Annotated in this window: 25 protein-coding genes; all 25 read right to left on the bottom strand. The window is 61.8% G+C overall.

The window, feature by feature from the left end; all coding sequences use genetic code 11:
* Window positions 1–9 precede the first annotated feature (9 nt).
* The 25 genes from CWB41_RS11035 to fliN all read right to left on the bottom strand — a co-directional run bounded on the left by CWB41_RS11035 (window position 10) and on the right by fliN (window position 22,037).
* A complete protein-coding gene (locus tag CWB41_RS11035; RefSeq protein WP_115836677.1) occupies window positions 10–1,263 on the bottom strand; it encodes a flagellar hook protein FlgE in 1,254 nt (417 codons plus the stop codon).
* Between the two features lie 211 nt (window positions 1,264–1,474).
* Window positions 1,475–2,149 carry a response regulator transcription factor gene (locus CWB41_RS11030; protein ID WP_115836678.1) on the bottom strand — a complete coding sequence of 225 codons (675 nt, stop codon included), beginning with the start codon at window positions 2,147–2,149 and terminating at the stop codon, window positions 1,475–1,477.
* Between the two features lie 182 nt (window positions 2,150–2,331).
* Window positions 2,332–2,898 (bottom strand): transglycosylase SLT domain-containing protein, encoded by a 567-nt coding sequence (locus CWB41_RS11025; RefSeq protein WP_245411311.1) that lies wholly within the window; start codon window positions 2,896–2,898, stop codon window positions 2,332–2,334.
* Window positions 2,843–4,465, bottom strand: a complete 1,623-nt coding sequence (locus CWB41_RS11020) for a flagellar hook-length control protein FliK (protein WP_165204276.1) — start codon at window positions 4,463–4,465, stop codon at window positions 2,843–2,845. The genes CWB41_RS11025 and CWB41_RS11020 overlap by 56 nt, the downstream gene beginning before the upstream one ends.
* A complete protein-coding gene (locus tag CWB41_RS16195; protein ID WP_165204273.1) occupies window positions 4,462–5,643 on the bottom strand; it encodes a chemotaxis protein MotC in 1,182 nt (393 codons plus the stop codon). Before CWB41_RS16195 ends, CWB41_RS11020 begins: the two co-directional genes overlap by 4 nt.
* The gene (locus CWB41_RS11015) at window positions 5,640–6,860 is read right to left on the bottom strand and encodes a flagellar motor protein MotB (RefSeq protein WP_245411281.1); all 1,221 of its coding nucleotides are present in this window, start codon (window positions 6,858–6,860) and stop codon (window positions 5,640–5,642) included. Before CWB41_RS11015 ends, CWB41_RS16195 begins: the two co-directional genes overlap by 4 nt.
* A 5-nt stretch (window positions 6,861–6,865) precedes the next feature.
* Window positions 6,866–7,492, bottom strand: a complete 627-nt coding sequence (locus CWB41_RS11010; protein WP_115836681.1) for a FliH/SctL family protein — start codon at window positions 7,490–7,492, stop codon at window positions 6,866–6,868.
* Window positions 7,492–9,144: a flagellar basal-body MS-ring/collar protein FliF gene (gene fliF / locus CWB41_RS11005; protein WP_115836682.1), complete on the bottom strand. Its 1,653-nt coding sequence runs from the start codon at window positions 9,142–9,144 to the stop codon at window positions 7,492–7,494. The genes CWB41_RS11010 and fliF overlap by 1 nt, the downstream gene beginning before the upstream one ends.
* Before the next feature lie 125 nt (window positions 9,145–9,269).
* Window positions 9,270–10,151, bottom strand: coding sequence for a flagellin N-terminal helical domain-containing protein (locus CWB41_RS11000; protein ID WP_245411282.1), 882 nt, complete (start codon window positions 10,149–10,151; stop codon window positions 9,270–9,272).
* A gap of 197 nt (window positions 10,152–10,348) precedes the next feature.
* On the bottom strand, window positions 10,349–11,152 hold the full coding sequence (locus CWB41_RS10995; protein ID WP_115836684.1) for a glycosyltransferase family protein: 804 nt from the start codon (window positions 11,150–11,152) through the stop codon (window positions 10,349–10,351).
* Window positions 11,136–12,839, bottom strand: coding sequence for a hypothetical protein (locus CWB41_RS10990; protein WP_115836685.1), 1,704 nt, complete (start codon window positions 12,837–12,839; stop codon window positions 11,136–11,138). Before CWB41_RS10990 ends, CWB41_RS10995 begins: the two co-directional genes overlap by 17 nt.
* A gap of 31 nt (window positions 12,840–12,870) precedes the next feature.
* Window positions 12,871–13,617, bottom strand: a complete 747-nt coding sequence (gene fliP / locus CWB41_RS10985) for a flagellar type III secretion system pore protein FliP (RefSeq protein ID WP_425373457.1) — start codon at window positions 13,615–13,617, stop codon at window positions 12,871–12,873.
* A complete protein-coding gene (locus CWB41_RS10980; protein ID WP_115836686.1) occupies window positions 13,614–14,105 on the bottom strand; it encodes a flagellar basal body-associated FliL family protein in 492 nt (163 codons plus the stop codon). The genes fliP and CWB41_RS10980 overlap by 4 nt, the downstream gene beginning before the upstream one ends.
* A gap of 23 nt (window positions 14,106–14,128) precedes the next feature.
* The gene (gene flgH, locus CWB41_RS10975) at window positions 14,129–14,830 is read right to left on the bottom strand and encodes a flagellar basal body L-ring protein FlgH (RefSeq protein WP_115836687.1); all 702 of its coding nucleotides are present in this window, start codon (window positions 14,828–14,830) and stop codon (window positions 14,129–14,131) included.
* Window positions 14,830–15,444 (bottom strand): MotE family protein, encoded by a 615-nt coding sequence (locus CWB41_RS10970; RefSeq protein ID WP_115837091.1) that lies wholly within the window; start codon window positions 15,442–15,444, stop codon window positions 14,830–14,832. The genes flgH and CWB41_RS10970 overlap by 1 nt, the downstream gene beginning before the upstream one ends.
* A 76-nt stretch (window positions 15,445–15,520) precedes the next feature.
* Entirely contained in the window at window positions 15,521–16,618 is a 1,098-nt protein-coding gene (flgI, locus tag CWB41_RS10965) for a flagellar basal body P-ring protein FlgI (protein ID WP_115836688.1), read from the bottom strand.
* Window positions 16,618–17,103, bottom strand: coding sequence for a flagellar basal body P-ring formation chaperone FlgA (gene flgA, locus CWB41_RS10960; protein ID WP_115836689.1), 486 nt, complete (start codon window positions 17,101–17,103; stop codon window positions 16,618–16,620). Before flgA ends, flgI begins: the two co-directional genes overlap by 1 nt.
* Before the next feature lie 3 nt (window positions 17,104–17,106).
* The gene (gene flgG, locus CWB41_RS10955; RefSeq protein WP_115836690.1) at window positions 17,107–17,901 is read right to left on the bottom strand and encodes a flagellar basal-body rod protein FlgG; all 795 of its coding nucleotides are present in this window, start codon (window positions 17,899–17,901) and stop codon (window positions 17,107–17,109) included.
* Window positions 17,902–17,911: 10 nt separating this feature from the next.
* Window positions 17,912–18,238, bottom strand: coding sequence for a flagellar hook-basal body complex protein FliE (gene fliE / locus CWB41_RS10950; RefSeq protein WP_115836691.1), 327 nt, complete (start codon window positions 18,236–18,238; stop codon window positions 17,912–17,914).
* Window positions 18,238–18,657, bottom strand: coding sequence for a flagellar basal body rod protein FlgC (gene flgC / locus CWB41_RS10945; protein WP_115837092.1), 420 nt, complete (start codon window positions 18,655–18,657; stop codon window positions 18,238–18,240). The genes fliE and flgC overlap by 1 nt, the downstream gene beginning before the upstream one ends.
* Entirely contained in the window at window positions 18,657–19,037 is a 381-nt protein-coding gene (gene flgB / locus CWB41_RS10940; RefSeq protein WP_115836692.1) for a flagellar basal body rod protein FlgB, read from the bottom strand. The genes flgC and flgB overlap by 1 nt, the downstream gene beginning before the upstream one ends.
* Before the next feature lie 72 nt (window positions 19,038–19,109).
* Window positions 19,110–19,481, bottom strand: coding sequence for a hypothetical protein (locus CWB41_RS10935; RefSeq protein ID WP_245411283.1), 372 nt, complete (start codon window positions 19,479–19,481; stop codon window positions 19,110–19,112).
* A gap of 73 nt (window positions 19,482–19,554) precedes the next feature.
* Window positions 19,555–20,637: an EscU/YscU/HrcU family type III secretion system export apparatus switch protein gene (locus CWB41_RS10930; RefSeq protein WP_115836694.1), complete on the bottom strand. Its 1,083-nt coding sequence runs from the start codon at window positions 20,635–20,637 to the stop codon at window positions 19,555–19,557.
* A gap of 17 nt (window positions 20,638–20,654) precedes the next feature.
* Window positions 20,655–21,686 (bottom strand): flagellar motor switch protein FliG, encoded by a 1,032-nt coding sequence (locus CWB41_RS10925; protein WP_115836695.1) that lies wholly within the window; start codon window positions 21,684–21,686, stop codon window positions 20,655–20,657.
* A gap of 3 nt (window positions 21,687–21,689) precedes the next feature.
* Complete coding sequence (fliN, locus tag CWB41_RS10920; RefSeq protein WP_115836696.1) at window positions 21,690–22,037, bottom strand: flagellar motor switch protein FliN; 348 nt, start codon at window positions 22,035–22,037, stop codon at window positions 21,690–21,692.
* Window positions 22,038–22,061 lie beyond the last annotated feature (24 nt).

Raw genomic sequence — 22,061 nt, 5'->3', positions numbered from 1 at the left:
TGCCCGCAATTACTTCAGCAGGTTGACGAGCTCGCTGAGCATATCCGAGCCGACCTGGAAGGCTTTTGAATTGGCTTGATAGGCGTTCTGCGTCACGACCATATTGGTGAGCTGCGTCGCAAGATCGACGGTCGAGGATTCGAGTTCCGAACCATTGATTGAGCCGAACCCTTCCGAATTGCCGGCCCCCAGCGTGATCGCACCCGAATTCGAATTGGGCGCGAACACATCACCGGCCAGAGACGTCATGCTGTTGACGCTTGGGACGGTGCCGAGCGGAATCTGATAGATTGGCGTGGTCACTCCGTTGGAATAGTTCTCGGAGAGCACGCCGCTCGCCGACACCGAAACGCTCTCGAACGTCCCGGGCGGATTGCCGTTCACCGTCGATTGGACCGAAGTCGAGGAAGAAACTTGCGTCAGGCCGGAAACGTCGAGACTCAGTGACGACCCGCCCGGCACCGCGACCGAGAGGGATGTCGGCGTGCTGCTCAGAGCGCCCGACGTCGGATCGAACGTCAAGGCCTGCGTCGCAAGCGGGCCGGCGCTGTAAGGGAAGCCACCGCCGGAGGCCGCATCCGCGGCGTTATAGACGTCCACCTCCCAGGTATTGGCGCCCGTCTTCGTCGCATAAACGTTGAGCGTCACCGAATTACCGAGGTCGTCATAAGCGGTCACCGGCGTCATCGACGTATAGGTGGAGCTGGCGCTATTGGCCGCCGGCAGCGTTCCGGAATCTACCGACGCGCCCGAATCGAGATTGCCCGTCAGCGTTGCGGAGGTCGAGGCCACAGGCGGCGAAAGGCCGGAAATCGGCACCTGCACGGGCTGAAGCTGATCCAGCGAATAGCTCACCGGCTGCGACGAACCGGAACTGATCGGATAGCCCATCAGCGTGTAGCCGGAAGCGTTGACGAGATTGCCATTCGCATCGGGCGCGAACGAGCCGGCGCGGGTCAGGTAGGTCTCGCCGCTGGCATTTTCGACGACGAAGAAGCCATTGCCCTCGATCGCCATATTAGTGCTCGTCGTGGTCGAGGTCGGATCGCCCTGCTGCGCGATATTGTAGTTGACGACCGTCCCGACGCCGCCGGCGTCATATTCGCTCGTGCTGAATTCGTTCAGCATGTCCTCGAATTGCGTCGAGGCCTGCTTGTAGCCCGTCGTATCCGCGTTGGCGATGTTATCGGAGATCGTTGAGAGCGCATTTGCTTGCGCCGACATGCCCGACACGCTGGCCATCAATGCACTATAGAGACTCATCGCCGATTCTCCTGATTTCTCTGACAGGATTTAACGGCAACCAACTTGTGCGGAGCTTGCGCTCGCCGCAGTACGGCGCGAGTCGAAAATCGCGCACGCCTCCACCGCGCGGAGCCGACCCAAGGCCCCTCGCACACCGTTCATGCCATACTGGAAAAACATCGCGTCGGACGACGCGGAACATGCAGCGCCGCGCATGGGCGGCGCGAAACTAGTGAGCTTCCGCCAGGCGATAACCCAGATAGCGCACTGAATTTATCGGATCGTAGCCGAGATGACGCCGCAGCTTCTTGCGCAACTTGCTGATGTGGCTCTCGACGACGTTCTCCTCGACGTTATCGTCGAAGATTCCATAGATCGAGTTGAAGATTTGCGACTTGCTGACCCGCCGCCCGCGATTGGCAACGAGATATTCGAGAATGCGCCGCTCGCGTCGCGGCAACGGCAGAACATTGCCCCTTATTTCGGGATCGCGGCCGTCGAAGAAGACCCGCATCTCGCCGACGACCGCGTGATCCTGCTCAACCTCGAGCCGGCGGCGGATGGCCCCCACGCGCGCAAGAATCTCGCGGACATGAATCGGCTTGCGCACCACATCATCGACACCTGCCGCGAAAAGACTCAGGGTCTGTTCCAGAGACGGCGCCTCGTTCATCGCGATCACGGGAGCGCGCGAACGCTCCCGAATCATTCTCGGCAAGATCTCGCGATCACGGCAATCGCCAAGCAGAAAAGCCTCGACCGCGTAAAGATCGGCATCCGCGACTGTCTTGACCCATTCGCGAAATTCGTCGCTACAGAAACGAGCGGCAGATACACCCTCACTGCCGAAGCGACATGCGTAACCAGCGGTCACTATATCCCGCTCATCCACAATCACCAGCACGGAATAGCCCCCCCGAATCAGTTGTTTAGCCCCTTTCAACTGTTAGCTAAGTCTTAACTGCCGTCAAACGGTACTGTTGCGTTTCAGGACAAATGACAGGGCCAGATTCACTTTGGATGTATATGTGGTTGAAATGACTCAACGCCGTTGCGTGCAAGGCGTCGTCACAACTCGCCATCACATCAGCGGCAGAAGGCGCGCGCCGAATCTGTCCATTGACCGAAACCGCTGGCGACCATGTTGCTGATGACTTCGCAGACATATTGCTTCTGCGCCGGGTTATTGTCCGGGCCGGCGTGATAGCGCGCCGCCGCGAGAGTCCAGCTTCCCTCCTGCGCTTTCAGATCGCGCAAAAATCGCGCGGCGTAATCGACATTGGCGTGTGGATCGAACATTTCTGCAACCGAGCTGAAATGGCTGCCGTGGTAATAATGGTTGATCTGCATACAGCCGATGTCGATGAGCCTGGCGCCGCGCTGCTGCGCTTCGTAGAATCGCTGAAGTGCTTCCTCCGACGTCTGCGGGAATACGGACGGCCCCTCGATGTTGAGCGCATAGGGACTAAGCGTCCCGCGACGGCCGGTCTCTGTCAGGCCGACAGCATAAAGCACGCCGAGCGGCACCCCATATTTGGCCGCGGCGCGGGTCATTTCGCGCTCACACACGAGCGGCTGGGGTGCGCCTTGGGCGCCGCTATATATAAAGGCCAGCGCCAGCAGGGCGCCGAGGTGCAGACCGTGCCGTCTCATAGGTTTCATTGCCGCTCTGCCGTTGCGACTGACGTTGGGGAGAATTGTTGGCGCCGCCGTCTTGAGCCTGCGACCCGCCATAACCTTGGCTACCGCCTTCGGAGGTCTGGCCGGATAAATTCTGGCCGGCGGCGCCCTGATCGGCAAAACTGTTGGCCGTGCTTGACGATGCCGCGAGGCTGATGTCGACGCTGGTAACGGTGTAGCCGGTATCGGCCAGCCGATCGGTGAGTTCCTGCTTGTCTTTTTCAAGGAGATCGCGGGTCGTGCTCTGGCTCGCCTGAACTTCGACCTGAAGGCCGCCGTCGGACAGACTGATCTTCACATTCACCGTGCCAAGATCCGGCGGCTCGATTTGCAAATCCAGGGTTTTGACCGCCGACAAGGATGGCTGCGCTGCCGCAAGCATCGCGCCGATGTCCGTGACCGGCGTGGCGGCTCGGACTGACGACGTGGTGGATGAATCCTGCGTGGCCGCGTCCGACGATGTCACAAGCGGCGCCACCGCATTGGCGATTTGCTGCGCCGGCGAGAGCGACGCTACCGGCGCAAAATATGTCGCTTGCGAAACGACATCGACCTTGATGGGCGTGCTGTCCTCGGTCGAATCCGATTTGCTTGTCGCGCCGTGCGAGGTGAGCGCGATCTTGGTGACGGCCGTTTCGTCCGTGAGCGAAGATGCGCCGCCGCCAGGAACGTCATTGTCGCCTGTGTCCGAAAGCGATCCCGAATCGGCTGTTACGGCCTGTTGCACGCTGGCGGGCGGGACATTCGCCGTCGCAGCGAGGAGAGCGCCGGCGGTCACATTCGTCGCCGGTTGCGGCTGAGTCTGCGACGAAGCGTGCTCCGCGCTGTGCCGGCGCTCCCGCGTGCTGGAGGATTGCCCGCTCTCCGGAGATTTTTGCGACACCGATGTCGCGGCTGCGGACGACGCAACTTCAACGGATGCAGTACTCGCAGCATCGTTCGCCGCAGATATTGGTTGCGACGCGCTTACGTTGATCGAAGCGGTATTCGACGGCTGCCTTTGGGCGCTGGTGGATTGCGTTTGTGCAGTGGAGGATTGCGACCTGGATGCCGGCGTCACGTCGCGTGTAATACTCGCGGCCTTCTGCTCCGGCGCACGGTCGCTCGTCGGCGTTGACGCGGTGGTGTCCCGCGACGGCGCACCGCGCCCCGCCGTACCTGGAACCGTCGTAGCAGCAGCGACCGGGGACTCCGCGGACATATTCGTGCTGAGGACTGCGGCCTGGTTTTGCCCCGTGGCCTTCCCCGAGGCTTGCGCGCCAGCCGTCGTCCGCGATGTCGGGGGTGTAACGGCCTGCGTCAGGAGTGTGAGCGCATTCGAATGAAGCGAGGGACTGCGTGCCCCACCCTGCCCGGTGAGCGCATCCACGCTCGAAGGCGAATTCGCCGGCGTTTCGCTCTGCTGGCTCAGCCCTGTCAGCAATGTCTCGAAGGACTGTCCCTTCGGCTTGGCCGATGAATCGCCGCCCGTCTTCGGCTCGGAGGCAGCAAGAGGATTGGAAGTGACGAGAGCGCCGGAGAACCCGCTGACGTTGTTCATGGCGTCTCCGTTTTGTCGATATCGTCGGCGTCGGCGAGCGCCTTCTGCGCCGCATCGATCGTCGAGGCGCCTTCGCTTATCGCCGTCTCGAGCGCCTGCGGCGCGGATTCCGCCGCAAGGCTCGGCACGGACGGGGCAGCGGCCCGCGGCCATTCATGAATCTGGCGGGAAACAGACAGCGCAGCGTCGCGCAGCGTGCCCTCCTCGCGCGAGAGGTGGCTGGCATCCACGGAATTGAGCAAGCTTTCGCCACGCCTATAATCGGGCGTGAAGACTTCGGCAGCGCCTTCGTAGAGCTTCGCGCGACAAATTTCCGCCGAATCGGACGCCGCGAAACTTTCGGCTCTGGTTGCTGCGAACTGCGCCACCGCAATTCTCCCGGCAAGAACCGAGGCCCGCGCGATCATCAGATAGATACCCAATTGATCGGCGGAATCGAGGCCGCTCAGAACATCGTCGATCTGCTGCAATTGCACCGAGTCGCCCGATATATTGATCCGTGCCACGGCATAGGAGAAATGTTCGCGGAAATTATCGGCGTAAGTCGATTTATTGAACCGCCGGATATATTCGCCCGAGAGGCTCATGAAACGCTCGAAATCCCCGGTCGCGTTGACGAGGAAGATTTCACGCCGCAGGGCGGCCTCCTCGACCAGGGTCCCCGGCGCGAGGATGCGGGCGAGATCGAGGAGCGCCACGGCCTTCTGCGGGCTTTTTTCAGCCGCGAGCCCCGCCTGCACCAGGGCGATGTGGGCGCCGACGATCGGATCGAGTGCGCGCGGATCGATGTCCCCGAGCAAATCCCGCGCACGCGCTTCGTGCCCTTCGGAATAGGCCAACGCGCCTTCGAGAAGATTCTTGTCCTCGGGCGGGCAATTGCCGCTGGCGAGAACCTTCTGCGCCACGCGCGGCGCGCCGCCGCTGAGCACGTAAGTGACGACCGCGTTGACATTGCGCGGTTCGCGCCAGACGGAAGGATTGTAGGAGAGCAGACGCCCCGCCAGCTCCGCCGACAGGCCGGGAATGGCAGCACGCGCCGCGCTATTGCCCAGAACAATCTGATCCTGCAGCGCATGCAGGGAGCGCACGAGTTGATAAGGTGGCTTCGTGGCCGCCGAAGCCAGCCCGGAGGCGATAGCCAGTGCCGACAACGCGAGGGCGAAGGCGCGCAGTCTCATGACTTCTTCGCTTTCAGGAAGATCTCGATGCGCCGGTTTTCGTCGGCGAGCGGCCGGCTCGGAACCTTCGGCCGCCGGTCGGCATAGCCCTCGATCCGCAGGATACGCTTTCCATCCACGCCGCCGCGCGTGAGCATGTAATAGGCCATCTGCGCGCGGTCCGTCGAAAGCCGCCAATTGTCGTAGGTGCCGGAATGATAGGGGCGCGCATCGGTGTACCCGCCGATGATGATGTCGCCCGGCTGCTTCTTGAGAACTTCGGCGATCTTCTCCATCACGTGCACGGTCTTGCGCTGCGGTTCGGCTGAGCCGATGGCGAACATGGCGAAATTGCTTTTGTCGGTCAGGCTGATCAAAATCCCTTCGTCGGTGGCCTTCACCTCGATCGCCGGCGCCGCTGCATCCTTTCCAGAGGCCGCGACGAGGTCGGCAATCTGTTTCTGCAAAGTCTGCGCGAGGGTTTGCGCGTTGTCGGTCGGCTGCACTTGCTGCGTCTGCGCTTTATCGCGTGCCGGCGCGGGCTGCGGCGGCACAACGGGCTGCGGGGCGCCGGCCGGCTGAGAAGCGGCTAAACTGGCCGCGGATGGGTTGGCCGCGGGCGGATTGGCCGGCGCAGGCTCATCGGCCTTGCCGCCGTCCGCTTTGAACGGATCGCTATAGACGTCCGCCGCCGTGCCGCTGCCATCGTTGTCGGGAGATGGGGCGAGATGCTCATCCGTCGCGGCCTGCGCGCTCGAGCCGCTGCCCGCCGCTATTTCAGCGAGTACGGCATAGGGGTCGCGAAACAGCGCCTCCTCGGAATGGGTCGGCGGCGGCTCGGCCGTCTGGGGCCCGTGGTCCTCCGACTGCACGTCGCGCGGCCCTGCGGCGCCATCGGACGTCCCGGCCAGGCTGCCGTTCTTCCTGACCGCATCCTTGACCGATTTCGGGAAGGCCGCGCCATTGGCGATGCCATCCGTCCCCGGACCCATCGTCGGATCGTGGACACCGCGCTTGAGCGTCGACATATCGACGAGATCGACCGGATTGAAGTAACGCGCCAGCGAGGCCTTGGTTTTTTGATTTGTTGCGTTGACGAGCCAAAGAACGAGAAACAGCGCCATCATGGCGGTCATGAAATCGGCGAAGGCGATCTTCCAGGCGCCGCCATGCGGCTCATGCGAGCTCTCACGCGTGCGCTTGATGATGAGGATTTCATGTTTTTCGGATTCAGCCACGCACCTTATTCCTCGTTGCCGATCAAATCCGTCCAGGCCTTGAGCTGCGTCTCGATCGACGTCGGCTCGGCGGAGACGCTGACGTCCAAGCCAGCCTGCACGACATATTCAATCGCCGCCGGAACGGTCTGAAGCTCATCGCGCAAAGCCGCGACGATATCCTCGGAACCGGCGATCCTGATTTTCATCTTGTCGGCGCTGCCGACGATCGTGCGGACGTTCTCGACCAGTTTTTCGGTCATCCGGCGACGGAGCGCGGCGAGGATGAATGGCCGCAGGACTCGCGCGACGCTTTCGGAGAGCCGCTCTTCCATCGCGGCGAGACCGGCCACGAGCTGTTCGCGCAGGCGCTCGCCCTCCGCATTTGCCCATTGTTGCCGCGCCTCTTTGAGCTCTGTCGCGAAGCCCTCGCGCGCCTGCGCCAGTTCCGCGGCGAAGTTTGCTTGCGCATCCGCAAGCCCTTCGGCGCGTCCCTCTTCGCGGGCAGCGTCAATTGCAACCTGCGGATTTTCTTCCGGCTCTTCCGGCCATATCGGCGTGATCTCGGTCTCCGGCAGGAAGAGCGCAAGCGGCGGCGCAATATCCCCGAGCGGACCTATTTCGACGAGATAATCCGCGACCGGCCGCGCCATCAGACCGGGCTCCTCTGGCGCATCCAGAGCTTCAGGATATTGACCGCCTGCTGCTCATCGAACTCGACGATTTGTTCAAGCCGCTTCATCGGCGTGCGCTTGGCGCTGTCGGCGACATCCCCGATCAGATTCGGCTCATTCGACAGCGTTGGGAAGGCCGCCATGCCTTCCGGCATCGACAGGCTGGGTTCGGACAGATCGATACTGTCCGCTCCAAGATAGCCCGCCGGGTCCGCGAGGGCGAGTTGCGGCGGAGCCGAGAAAGCCCTGATCGCCGGCCGCACGCCGAACCAGATCGTCAGCAAGGCGACGAGGAGAATCACGCCGGCGTTGATGGCCGTGCCGGACTGGCGCGCCAGCAATTCCTGCCAGCCGGGCGGCGGCACCGGGGCGAGATCGCGGCCGGTGTCGACAAATTCGACCGCCGATACCTTGATCATATCGCCGCGCGATTGGTTCGCGCCCGCTGCGGAGGCGATGATTTGCTGCAAATCGGCGAGTTGCCTGGCGATCGCCTCCGGTGTCGGCGTGCCGCCGATCGCGGCGGCGAGGCTCGCGCGATTGACCAGAACCGCTACGGAAATGTGCTCGACCTCGAAGCCGCCGCTGATCGTCTGAATCGTCTTGGACGAGACTTCGTAGTTGGTCGTCTCCTCGCGCTTCTGATTCTCCTCGGCCGACTGCTTGCCGCCGTCGGCTTCCGTTTTTGCCGGCGGCAGGTTTTGCGTCACCGTGGTCGGCGACTGGTTGGTCGAATTCTGCGAGGTTTCGTTCGACCTGACGACGCGAACCGACCGCTCGACCCGCGATTCCGGATCGTAGACCGTCTCCTGCGTTTCCTTCTTGTCGGTATTGATTCGGGTGGAGACACTGATCTGAAAATTGTTGAGGCCGAAGAAGGGAATTAAAGTCCGGCTGATATTGTCTTGAATTTCCTTGGAGAATGTCTTTTCGAGCGAGAGCATCTGGCCCGCCCCGGTCTCGCCGGAATCATCGCCCGAGGCGAGCAGCATTCCATCTGTGTCGAGTACGGTCACTTCATTCGGCTTCATGCCCGGAACGGCTGCGGCGACGAGATGGCGAATGGCTTTGGCAACCGAAACGTCGTCCGGGATCTCGGTGCGCACGACGACCGAAGCCGACGGCGGCTCGCTTTCGCGGCGGAAAGACCCATCGTCGGGCAGAACCAGATGAACCCGCGCGGCCTTGACCGCGCTCATCAATTGAATCGTGCGCGCGAGTTCGCCCTCCAGCGCGCGAGCCCGCGTCACCTCCTGCATGAAGGAGGTAAGCCCGAGCGAACCTAGCTTATCGAAGAGTTCGTTGCCGGCATTGGGGCTGTTAGGCAGGCCCTTTTCCGCCAGCAGCATGCGCGCCTGTGCCGTCTGCCCGAAGCGTACATAGACCGCGGTGCTGTCGGCGCTGACATCGAAATCGATATTGGCTTCCTTCAGCGCCGAAGCGATGCGGCTCACGTCATCGCGATCAAGACCGCTGTAGAGCAGCTCCTGCGTCGGGCGGCTGAGATAATAGCCGGCAAGACCCGTGACCAGAAAAATAGCCAAGCCAGTCACGCCAAGGCCGATGAGCCGCCGCGTCCCGAGCTTAAGAAGATTTTCCCAGACGCGCTTCGCCTGATCGAGCGCCGCCATCCCCGCCTCCGCTCCCGCTTCAACGCAATGTGCGGTGCCAAGCTTGCGCGGAGATTGCCCGGAACGAAAAAGGCCGCGCCATCGAAATGGCGCGGCCGATATCGCGAAAGAAGTCTACGAGACGATTATTGGCCGAAGAGCTTCAGGATGAGCTGGGTGTTGGAATTGGCAATCGCCAACGCCTGGACACCGAGCTGCTGCTGAACCTGCAGAGCCGAAATCTTCGTCGAGGCCTGGTTCATGTCCGCGTCGACCAGAGAACCGACCGCAGCCGACAGCGAATCCGTGAGGTTCGAGATGAAGGTCTGCTGAGCGGTGACATTGTTCTGGTCCGCGCCAACATTGCTGGCCGCGGCGGTGATCTTGCTCAGAGCCGTCTGCACGTCCGTGAGCATGTTGCCGATGTCGCCGGAGGTGACGCCGGCGGCGGTGACATCCAGGGTCAGGATCGAAGAGGCTGTATAAGCGGCACCCTTGGCGCCGAGAATACCCGTCGTCGCTCCGGTAGAAGCGGTATTGAAAAGAGCAGTCGTCGTACCCGTATCGATCGTGATGAAGCTCGCGCCCGCCTTGGTGTCATAGGACGAGAGCAATTGAACCGTCGCGCCGGCGGTGGCTTCGAGGAAGTTGACGCCGTTGACGTTCGACGAGCTGCCGATGCTGAGAAGCAATTGCTGCTGTTGAGCGATGTCGTCCTGGGTTTTTGCCAGATCGGTCGTATCGCCCTTCGCAACGAGATCCTGAGCGGTCAGAAGATCGTTCTGGAGGTTATCCACGATCGAGATTGTCTGGTTCAGCGCCGCGGTCATCGTCGACAGCATCGAGGCGCTTTCCGAAAGCGAGCTCGAGACAGCGCCGAGAGCGCCGACCTGCGTGTTCATCGTCGTGGCGATGGACCAATAAGCGGCATTGTCCTTGGCGCCAGAGATCGCCAAGCCGGTCGAAACCTGATTTTCGTAGGTATTGAGGGTCTGCTGAGTCTGATTGAGCGCGAGAAGCGCCGTCATAGCAGACGTGTTTGTAAGAAGATCACTTGACATTGATGTATGTCCCTTGTGTTGGCCAAATCTTGCGGGACATACCGGATTTACCGGTACGACAGGGCGGCCTGATGCCTTTGGGTTGCAACTCCCAACCTGCCGTGGGGGCAAAACTAACGAGAAAACCTTTCCCGAAACTTAAGCAGCGCACCTTCGTGACGACGCTACCAGGGAATTCGCCCATAGCGGGCAATCAGCTGACGATACTCGCTCTGACTTTCCGCCGCCGCCAGCGGATTGCATGCGATTTGATGCATGCCCGAGCCTTGATGCACGGTGCGGCGCACCAGGGGCCGGGAGGACAGATGCCGCCGGACCGTACTCGTCGGGCCACCCTGCGTGAGGACATTGGCGATCCAGGGACGAACCTGCGCGCAGCTCGGCAGATTTATCGGCGCCGTCGCTTCGACGAGATGGACCCTTCGCGCGCCGCTCAAAGCGAGCCGGCCAAGCCAATCATTGTCCACGTGCCAGCGCAGCGATTCGTCGAATGGCCCCACCTTGCGCCAGAGATCTGCCGCCATGATCCAGCCCGAAGGGGTCGGAAAATCATTGACCCGGACGCAGCGCTCCTCGGCGTCGACCTCAAGCTGATTCGATGAGACGAAATCGCAGGTCTCAAGACAGCCAAGCGCCCAGGCGAGAAAGTTCGGCTCCCATTGATCATCGTCTTCGAGCAAGGCGATGAAATCGTGATTTTGCGCTGCCGCTGCATTTGCGGCGGCGTTGATGGCGGCCGCCTGACCGCGCCCGGTGCTACGTGCGAAGGTCACATCCGGACGCGCGCCAAGCGAGGATGGAATCTGCGCGTCGAGATCGATGCCGATGAAAAAAGCGAGACGGATGCCGCGTGGAATCGCCTGCTCGCTCGCCGCCCCGATCGCCTGTTCGACGAAAAGCTTGCGCGCCGTGCCCGCGAGGCGCGAGGGGATGACGACGGCGATGCCGCGATCAGCCGGCCTTGGCATGATATTCCCTCACCGGAACAGGCGTCTGCTTCGTAAACTTCATTTCCGGCAACGCGCCGACGAATTCCTGAAAGACTTCCGCGAGTCGCTGCGGAACGAACAGGATATCGAGATAATAGAACCGCGGCCGGCCGGCGCTCACTTCGTGCGCCTTGTAACGCGCGCCAATGGAGATCAGCTCGAGGACGGTGTTCCATTTGTCGATCATCGTGCCGGCGCAGAGGCAGAAACCGAAATTGTCGAAAGCGGCGACATAGGGAAAATCCTCGGACAGCGCGAGCAGATTGCCGCTCCAGGCGGAAATGTCGACGCCGTCCTCGATCTGCGCTTCGACCCAGAGCATCGGCTTCCAACGCTTGAGCCAGGCGAGATTCTGGCGGATCACCACATGATCGTAGCCGTCGACATCGGTCTTGACGAGATCGACGCCATCCGGCGCGAGATCGGCAAACGTCACGCGGCGCGGCTCCAGCAAAGCCTGCAACTGCCCGCGATGCCGCAGCTCCCGCACATTGCCGGTGCCGTTAACGGCGGCGATATTGCCGCGATCCTCCTCGGCGCCGACAAAGCCCCAGACAATCTCGCTGGTCGCGCCGAGGGCGGGATTTCGCGCCGCATTGAACTCGGCATATTTATAGAATTCGAGCGCGGCGTCGACGGAAATGGATTTCGTCAGTTGGACGCCGCTGAGCCGCATCAAGGCGATCGTGTCGAGAATGTTGGCGCCGATATCGAGGACGGTGGCCGCACCGACGACCTGATTGAAAACGGTCAGAAGCAGAGGCAGACGCCGGTCGTAAAGCGGATAGCTGCTCAAATACTGATCGAGCTGATGCGATTGCGGTGCGATCAATTCCATTTGCAGCGGGCCATTACCGAGCCGAATGGTTTTCTGCGCGCGGCCGTTGAGGCAATGCTGCCAGGGCGTGCTGTTTCTCAGCCGCGGAAAAATGTGGAGCTGGCCGCCGCGCTGCCGGATATCGGCATTGAAGCTCACGTGCTCGCAGGTTTCCTCGCCATCGGAATCGAGGCCGAGATAGCTCGCCTCCAGGGCATAGGCGAGCCGGTAAAGCCCCAGGCCGCCGAAAGCCGAATCGACCGCGATCGGCGCCGCGGTCTTCGCGATCGGCACCTGCCGGTCGCAGATAAGGCTTTGGAAGACTTCGGCCCTGCGCTCCTCGGGCGCGGCGCGAACCGCTTTCCAGCAATCGCCGGGACTCCAGTGCTCGTGCCGCAGCGCGTAGATGTCGTAATAGATTGGGTCGGAAACGGCGAAGACGCCGGCGTTCTCCGGCGCGGAAAGCAGAAATTCCACCGCCGCCCTGAAACCTTCGGGTGAGATGACGCCGACATTCACCTCGTCGAAGTCCAATATGCACAAGGCGTCATAGTCCGTGAGGCCCTGCTCCCGGATGGAGTCCAATATCTGATTGCGAAGAAAGGCGATGCGCTCCGTGCGCTTGGGAAGACGCGCGTGAAGCCCGTCGAAGCACAGGATACGCGCATTGACGCGCCCTTCGCACCAATTTGCGAGGATCGCCTTGGTGACATCAACCGAATCGTTTTCCGCGAACAGGAAAAAGGCTTTCTCGGTCGTCGTCGCGAGGCGGGCGCAATTCGCCAGCACCTGCTGCAGATGCGGCGCGCAATCCCTCACACAGCCCGCGAAAATGATCGATCCTGCCATAGTCTTCACCTTTGTCTGCAATGGCACGCCGCTAGCTGTAGGATCGCACCAGACTGCCGATCAGCATGTTCCAGCCGTCGATGAGAACGAAGAAGAGGACCTTGATCGGCAGCGAGATGACCGAGGGCGGCAGCATCATCATGCCCATCGACATCGTCAGCGTCGAAACGACCACGTCGATAACGAGGAACGGCAGAGCGATCAGAAATCCCATCTCGAAGCCGCGCCGCAGTTCCGAGATCATGAAGGCGGGAATGAGAATGCGGATTTCGACCTCGGACGCCGGCTTGGCGTCCGGCGCCGGCTTGATATCCGGCGGCGCGAGGTCTTCAAACAGCTTCAGATCCTTGTCGCGCACCTGCCGCATCATGAATACGCGGAATGGCTCTATAATTTTTGGAAACGCAACCTGCTCGGTGATCTTGTTGTCCATCAACGGCTGGACGCCGTCCTGCCAGGCGCGATCGAACGTCGGCGCCATAACATAAAAGGTCATGAACAGCGCCAGACTGATCAAAACCAGATTCGCCGGGGTACTCTGCAGGCCCAGACCCGAGCGAAGGAAGGATAGCGCGACAATGAAGCGCGTGAAGCTCGTGACCATGATCAGCAGGCCCGGCGCAACCGAGAGCACCGTCAGCAGCGCGACGAGCTGGATGATCCGCGCGGCGGCGCTGCCGCCGCCCTGCGGGAGCAGCGCGTTGAGGTCCGGCGTTTGAGCCATTGCGGCGGCTGTCGAGACGAGCAGCAGGGCCAGAGCAAACAGCAAGCGCTTCACTGCACCACCAGGGTTTGAATGATCAGCTCCCGAACATGCCCTTGCGAGCGGATCACCGCGCGCTCGGTCAAATCCTCGCGCAAATGCTGAAGGCCGCTCGCGCCGCCGATCTGGGCAAGCGATTCGGTCTTCATGAATCCGAGAAGGTCGTCCGAGATTTCGGCGGCGAGCACGTCCGGCTTCACATCCGGGTTTGCATCGACGACGATCGCGGTCTGCAGGCGCACCCAGGTATTGGACGGATCGGCGAGATTGGTGACGATGGGCGGCAAATCGATGAGCTTCGTAGCAGGAGCAACCGCCGGATCCGCTGCGTTGCGTGCGCTGCTGCGCACAGTCGAGACCATGACGAAGCCAAGCATTCCACCGACGAGTATGGCAAAGAGACTTAGCCCTGCCATGGTCGCGAGCCACGGAATCAGGGCCGGAAACGTCTGCAGCTTTATCGCCGCAGATGCCTCTCCGCCAAATTCGTCGGCCTCAGCCATCGATCATGCCCAAATATCCCGTGTCAGAGCGGCCGAAACCGATCGAAAATCTGCTGCCCGAACCCGGGCTGCTGCACTTCCATGATACGGCCACGGCCGCCGTAGGAAATGCGCGCTTCGGCGATCTTGTTATACGCGATCGTGTTTTCCTTCGAGATGTCGCGCGGCCGGACGATCCCGGCGATATTCAACACGCGCAGCTCATAATTGACGCGCACTTCCTGCGAACCACTGACGATCAAATTGCCATTCGGCAGAACGTCGGTGACGACGGCGCCGACCGACATTTGAATCTTCTCCGAGCGGTCGATCGAGCCTTGACCCTGCGCGTTGGACTGAGAGGTCACGTCATATTGCGGATACCACTGGGTCTGGCCGTTGCTGGTCTGAACCTGGTAGTTCAGGCCACCCTTGACCTCGCCATTCATGCTGCGATCGGTCGAATTGCCGAAGACCGCGCTGTCGTTGATCGCAATGTTCACGGTGATGACATCGCCGATTTTCGAGGCGCGCGGATCGCTGAAAATGTCGGCATGGCTACCGTCCCAGATCGCCCCCCGCGTATTGCGCGCGTCTGCGGCAAAGATGGACGTCGGCATCGGCGCAACATCCGCCGAGAGCCCCGTACCGACGGCGCTCATCGACGGCTCGCGCCCGACTTCCTTGATATCGCCGGCACAACCGGCCAGCGGCAACAGTGCGATCAGGAGCAGCAGCAATCGCATCAGGATTTCTTTCCGTCACCGAGATTGGCGCCGACCATTTCGTCGGTCAGGTGCGCGGCGCGCGTCGGGTCCATCTCTCCGAGAATCGCACTCGCGCTGCGGGTATTGAGCTTGCTGAGCACAGCGGCCGCCGTCTCATCGTCCATTTGCGCGAGCTCATTGGCCGCAGCCTCGGGCTCCATCTTTGAATAGATGGCGACAACCTCATCGCGCGCTTTCTTCAGCGCCTCGTCGCGCTTGTGCAGCCAGTCTTCATATTCCGCGCGTTTGGCTTCGAGCTCGGCGATTCGCTGCTGCAAACGCGCGTCGAGATCCTCAAGCTTCGCAGCCTCCCAGGCGACCCGCGCCGCGCCGGCGGTCGAAACGTTATTCGTGCAAAACATTCGCACTTCCGGCAGCGCCCGCGCCGCGCGTGCGCGCGTTTCCGCCCGCATCCGGGCTTCGGCCTGACGCTTTTGCGTATCGACGTGCAGATCGACGGGCTTCTGCGCAACGGCCGGAGCGGCAGCGGCTTGCAGCGTGGACGAGTCGCTTTCGTCCGTAGCCCGCGTTTGCCCGAACGCGGCCGCGATCCCGATGCACCAGAAAAGAAGGGCGAATGAAACGTGCCGCATGTTCCAGATCCGCAAGACTGTCTTACGCGCCGGGCGAGAGTGCGCGAAGAAGCTTGTGCCGGGCTGGCTGGAAAACTTATTCGACGACGAGATCGGCCTGCAGCGCGCCCGCTGCCTTGATCGCCTGGAGAATGGCGATGATGCCACTCGGCTTGAGACCGATCTGGTTGAGGCCGGCGACCAAAGTACGCAGGCTGGGGCCATGGACGATGGCAATCGTCGCGTTCGGCTGATCGACATTGATCTGCGTATTCGGCACGACGACCGTACGGCCATGCGAGAAGGGCGCCGGCTGGGAAACCTGCGGCGTCTCTGTCACGCGCACGGTGATATTGCCGTAAGTGACCGCGACCGTCGAAATCTGCACATCCTGGCTGATAACCACGGCGCCGCTACGCGCGTCCATCACCACACGCGCCGGCATATCCGGTTCCACATCGAGCTCGCCAATCTCGCCGATGAAGCGGGCCTTGTTGACTTGCGGCGGCGGTTCGACATCGATCGAACGCTGATCGCGCTGCCTGGCGACGGCGCGGCCATAACGGCCCTGCGAAAACGCATTGATCGCGTCCGCCACCCGCGCCGCCGTCGCGAAGTCCGGATTCTTCAGTTCAAAAGTGAGCGGGCCGAGGTCCGCCAGATCGCCAGGCACGGGTCGCTCCATGAGCGCGCCATTGGCGATTCGGCCCGCAGTCGGTACATTTTCGGTGACGCTTTCGGCCTGCCCCTCGGCCGAATAACCGGCAACAGCGACCTGGCCTTGGGCGATCGCAAAGGTCTGACCATCGACGCCGTTAAGCGAGGTCAGGACCAAGGTGCCGCCCATCAACGATGTCGCATCGCCCAAAGAGGAAACCGTGACGTCAATGCGTGTGCCCGGCGTGACATAGGGCGGCACGTCGGCGGTGACGAGCACGGCTGCGACATTGCGCGTGCGCATTGCTGTGCCGCGGACATTGATGCCCATGCGATCGAGCATGGATTGTAACGCCTGCTGGGTGAAAGTCGAATTGAGCAGCGTATCGCCGGTGTTCTGCAAGCCGACGACAAGGCCATAGCCCAGAAGCTGGTTATCGCGCACGCCCTCGATCGATGAAATATCCTTGATGCGCACCGCGGCCTGGGCGCCGAAGACCGCCAGACAAATAGCCAGAACAAGGCCGAGACGAACCATCAGCCGCCCACCCGCACCGATCCATCCGCCTGCACGGTTCCTGATATCGTCAGTCCGCTATCGAGATTACGGACGGAGATGACGTCGCCGTCCCCGCCCGCCTGCAAAGCGGCCGCATAGGTTTCGATCACCAGGCCGTCCTGCTCGAAGACAACCCTGACCTTCTGGCCGTCGGCGACAAGCCGGGGCTCGCCGATGGCATTGAACGAAATCGCCAGGCCCGGGAGCAAAGTATGCCGCGCGACCTTGCCGATCAGCGCGGCGCGCGAGTCGATCGCAGCCCCGCGCATCGGGCCGCCGTCGCCGAAATCGTGATCGACGATCGCATTTTCCTTGATGATATCGCCAGGGTAAATCGTCACCGCAGGAACCGGCAGCACATTGCCGGCGCAGGCCGGCACCGCGAAAAGCGCAAGAAGCCCGGCCAGCGCCACATGACGCCCGACCCCGCCCAGCCTGGAAAACCGCCCCGGTTGCCTGCTCATACGTCACCCCATGTTCTTGGTGAGCGTCTGCTCCATCTGATCGGCGGCCTGCACGACCTTCGAATTCATTTCATAGGCGCGCTGGGCGCTGATGAGATTGGTGATCTCTTTCACGGGATCGACATTCGAGGCTTCGAGAAAGCCCTGATTGATCGTGCCGAAACCCGGGTCGCCCGGAATGCCGGCGACCGCCTGGCCGGAGGCCCCCGTCTGCTCGAAGTTATTGTTGCCGACCGGCAGAAGGCCGCCCTCGTTGGCGAAATTCGCGACCGACAACTGACCGATCTGCTGCGGCTGCGTCTGCCCGGAAAGCGTGACGCTGACGACGCCCGTCTGATTGATGTTCACGCTCAGCGCATTTGTCGGTACGACCATCGCCGGGCTCACGATATAGCCGTCCTGCGTAACGATCTGCCCGTTCTGATTGGTCGAAAAATCGCCGGCGCGGGTATAAAGCAGGGTTCCATCCGGCGCCGTCACCTGAAACCAGCCACGCCCGCTGATCGCGAGATCGAGCGGATTTCCCGTGCTGTTCATTGTGCCCTGGATTTGCAGATTGCGTACGGCGGCGGTGCGGACGCCGAGGCCGACCATCGCGCCTTCCGGCACCGCCGAATCCTGCCCGCGGCTCGAAACGCCCGGCAGCCGCTCGGGCTGATAGATCAGATCGGTGAATTCCGCACGCGAGCCGCGAAAGCCGACCGTGTTGATGTTGGCAATATTGTTGGCGATGACCTCGACATTGAGGCTCTGCGCCGCCATGCCCGTCGCCGCGATGGATAATACCGTCGATGACATTTCATACCCCTCAAATCGACATGCGGCTGACTTCTTGATAGGCCGAGACGACCTTGTCGCGGATCGCGACTGCCGTTTGCAGGGACTGCTGCGCATCCATCACAGCCTTCGTCACATCCTGCACGGAGGACTTTCCCTGCAGACCGGAAATCGCCGTCGCCTCGCCAACCTTCAGCTTATCGACGGCGTCACCCGTGACCTGGGCGAGCACGGAGCCGAAATCCGTCGGCGCCGGAGCGGATGCAGAACCGGAACCGGCAACCCCCGGCACGAGCGAAGAGACGCTATCCGCGGCGCCGGCCGCGACGGACCCCAGAAGCGAAAGCGCGGGAATCATCAGTTATTCCTCATGAGATCGACGGTCATCGTGTAGAGCTCACGCGCCTGCTTGACGACCTGAATGTTGGCGGAATAGGACCGGTTTGCCTCACGCATATCCGCCATTTCGGTGATGAGGTTGACGTTCGGCAGCTTGACGAATCCACTCGCATCGGCGGCGGGATTGCCAGGGTCGTATTCGACCCGGAACGGCTCCTTGTCGAGGCCGACGGTCTTGACCTTGACGAGATCGACGCCGCTCGCCTGATCCATCTCATCCTCGAACGTGACGAGCTTGCGCGTATAGGGATTGCCGCCGGGCACCGAAGCGGTCGACTCGGCGTTGGCCAAGTTTTCGGAGATGACGCGCATCCGCGTCGAATGCGCCTCAAGGCCGGAAGTCGCGACCTCTATCGCGGCGTCGATCGGATCTATCATCACGAGCCTTTCACGCTGACGGTGTACATCTGGGCGAAAGCCTTAACGATCGCAGTGTTCATCGAATATTCGCGACTGACCTCGTTCGCCTTCAGCATCTCGCGCTCCATGCTGACGGAATTGCCCGATGGAACCACTTCCCAAGGCGAAGCATCCTTCGTCGCATCGTCCGCGTTGAGCGGGTCGAGAGCCATGTGGCCGGGACTGGTCGAAACAAGGTCAAGCTGCGTCTGGTCGTAGACGTTCTTGAACGGCGCTACTTCCTTGGCGACATAGCCCGGCGTATTCGCGTTCGCGATATTCTGCGCCACGACCGCTTGCCGTGTCGCAAGCCAGTTCTGCTGCGTCGATGCGAGGTCAAAGAGGTAGATCGGTTCCAAGATGGCGCCCGCTTATCAAGTCCTGCAAGAATCCTAGGCGGGAAATCTTGCCCCAGGCTGGCGGCAGCCCGCTCAGCAGGGCCGTGTGGGCAGCCTGGCGTCGGCAATCGCCGCGACGAGACGGCGCGTGACATCCGCCTCATCCTGCGCCCCCGAGGCGAAGGAAATATCGCAGATTTCCACGCTCGCGTGGGCGGCCTTCAGGACAAGGTTGAACCGCACCGATATCTCATGATGGCGAAACTCGAGATCGAGGAGGATCGAAGGCGGGCGATCCCATTCAAGCTCGTAATCGGCGGAGCATCCGTAAGACAGGGTGCCGTGCTTGAAATAAAGCTCCATCGAGGAATTGACGATGTCGCGGATGTTGTTGAACTGCTCAAGATGAATGAAGGAAATGTAATCGGCGGCGTTCATCAGCCGCAATTCAGCTGCCACGTCCATGATCCCGTCCGCAATGGCCTTCGCCCGCAGAAAGGAGTGATCGCTGCATGAATCAGCCTGCATCGCGAAACTCTCAATGTACTGGCGCCTTGCGGCGCTCGTGCCGTTGAAGCAAATGGATCAATTCCGCCACGGCTCGATAGAATTCCGACGGTATCATCCGGTCAACTTCGACACTTTCGTACATGGACCTTGCGAGAGCCTTGTCTTCGATGACGGGAATATCATTTTCCTCGGCCATGGCGCGGATTCGCAGGGCGATATGATCCTTGCCCTTCGCCAGCACGACGGGAGCGCCGCCCTCCTCGCGCACATAGCGCAACGCGATGGCATAGTGCGTCGGGTTGGCGACGACCATCGTCGCGCGTGACACGGCCTCGATCATGTTACGCCGCCGCCGGTCAAGGGCCAGCGAGCGCATGCGCGCCTTGACCAGCGGATCGCCTTCGATCTGCCGGGCCTCGTCCTTCACCTCCTGACGGCTCATCCGAAGTTCGCGGCGCCAATTGATTCGCGACCAGACGATGTCGGCAGTCACCAGCAGCAGGGTTGCGACGGTGATGCCCGCCACGAACCGCATCGCCATCTGATTGATGAGGTCCGGTATGGCGTTCGGATCGACAAACACGGCGTTGACGAACTGCAGCCGGTCTGCCTGAAGCATGGCGGTGACCACCAGAGCGATGGCGACGAACTTGACGACGCTTTTCAGAAATTCCGTGGCGCCACGGGCGCTGAACAGCCGATGCCAGCCCTCCGAGGGCGAAATGCGCGAAAAATCCGGCTGGATACGCCGGAGGACGAATCGCGGTGCATTTTGCGAGAAGGACGCGCCCAGACCCGCGACGATGAAGATGATGAAGGCGGGAACGAGCAGGCCCCCGGCTTGCTTCGCGATGAGGCCGCACAGGGCGACAGCATCATAACCCGTCGATAAGCGCCAATCGTTGGTATTGTCGAGCAGCCGCTCAAGGATGAGGACGAGATCGGCCGCGCCGGTCTTGAGGAAGAAAGCCATGACGACGAGTAGCCCCGCCGCGAAAGCAAAGATCGAGACTTCACGCGAGACGGGCACGTTGCCGCGTTCAATCTCGTCGCGGACTTTCTTTTCGGTGGCTTCTTCTGTGCGACTGTCTCTGTCGGGCTTTTCCGCCATTTCAGCGCATCATCCCGTCAGTAGATTTCTTCGTCGTCTTCTTCAGAATTGAGTTCGAGGTCGCCGCGCTCGGCCATTTCCAGGGCAAGATCGGCGATCATCCGGCGCGCCTTGACGACTTCGCGGTGCGGCGCCGGGCTGCCATTGGCGAGTTCCGTTTCGACCATCCGGCGCGCGCGGGTCGAGAGCGTCGACAGGATAGCATTGCGGAAGCCCGCGTCCGTTCCCTTCAATGCGAGAACCACGCGCTCTGTCGGAATCTGATCGAACAGCACGAGCCGCGATTTGGCCGGAAGCTTGATGATGTCGTCGAAGGTGAAGAGCAGGCCGCGCAAAACCTCGGCCACCTTCGGCCGCGCTTCGGCGAGGCTGGACAGAACGTCCTCCATCTGCTCGCGTTCCATCTTGTTGATGATGTCCGCCATGCGGCCGTTGTGCGCGTTGCGATTGTTGCGCGCCACATTGACGAGCAGGTCTTCCTGCAAGGTGCTTTCGATGATGCGCATCGCCGGCTCCGACACCAGCGCGATGCCGACCATCCGGCGCATGACCTCGTTACGCAATTCGCGCGGCAATTGCCCCATGACCTTCGCTGCGCAAACCGGCGTGACCTTCGACAGGATGGCCGCGCCCGTCTGCGGATGCTCCTTGACGAGATAGCCGGCGAAAATGACTTCCGAAACGCTTGAAAGCCGCTGCCAGATGGACTGGTTTGAATTGCCCGTGACATCCGACATGATATCGGAAATCTCCTCGGGCGAGAGCAGGCCCGAGAGAAGATGTTCCGCGTCGCCCGGGGAGATCATGAGCCCCGTGCCCTTGACGAAATTGCCCGCGAATTCCTCAATCGTCTCTTCGATGACCGGCATCGACACGACGCCAAGCTCCGCAACCGAACGGGTTATCTCGCGCAGCTCATCCTGATCGAAATGCTTGAGCAGCCGGCTCGCCAGCGGTTTGCCCATTGCGAGCAGCAACGCCGCGACTTTCGCGGGCCCATTGAGCTGGGCACTCGGCGGCAGCGCGGTCGGAATAGGCTCCGTGGACATCAATCAGCGCTCGCCTGCGGCGTTCGGGCCGATGACCTCGGTGAGCGAGACACCGAAGCGGGACGTATCGTCCTCGACCACGACCACCTCTCCCCGCGCCACGACGCGGCCGTTGACGACGACATCGACCGGCTCGCCGACACGATGATCGAGCGGAACGACGGCACCGCGCCCGAGCTTCAACAGATTTGCGACGGGCATGCTGGCCGAGCCGAGCACGACTTGAAGCGTGATCGGGATGCGCAGGATCGCCTCGATGTTGCGCCCGCCCTCCGCCGCCCCGGCCGGCGCCGCGGCGGCATCATCGCCGAGATCGGAAATGCTGAATTGGGAGGCCTCATTCTCAGTCATGACACAGCGCCTTTGTTTCCCGGC

Source organism: Methylovirgula ligni (assembly GCF_004135935.1).
Classification (GTDB): Bacteria; Pseudomonadota; Alphaproteobacteria; order Rhizobiales; family Beijerinckiaceae; genus Methylovirgula; species Methylovirgula ligni.
This window is presented reverse-complemented; position numbering and strand designations above follow the sequence as displayed.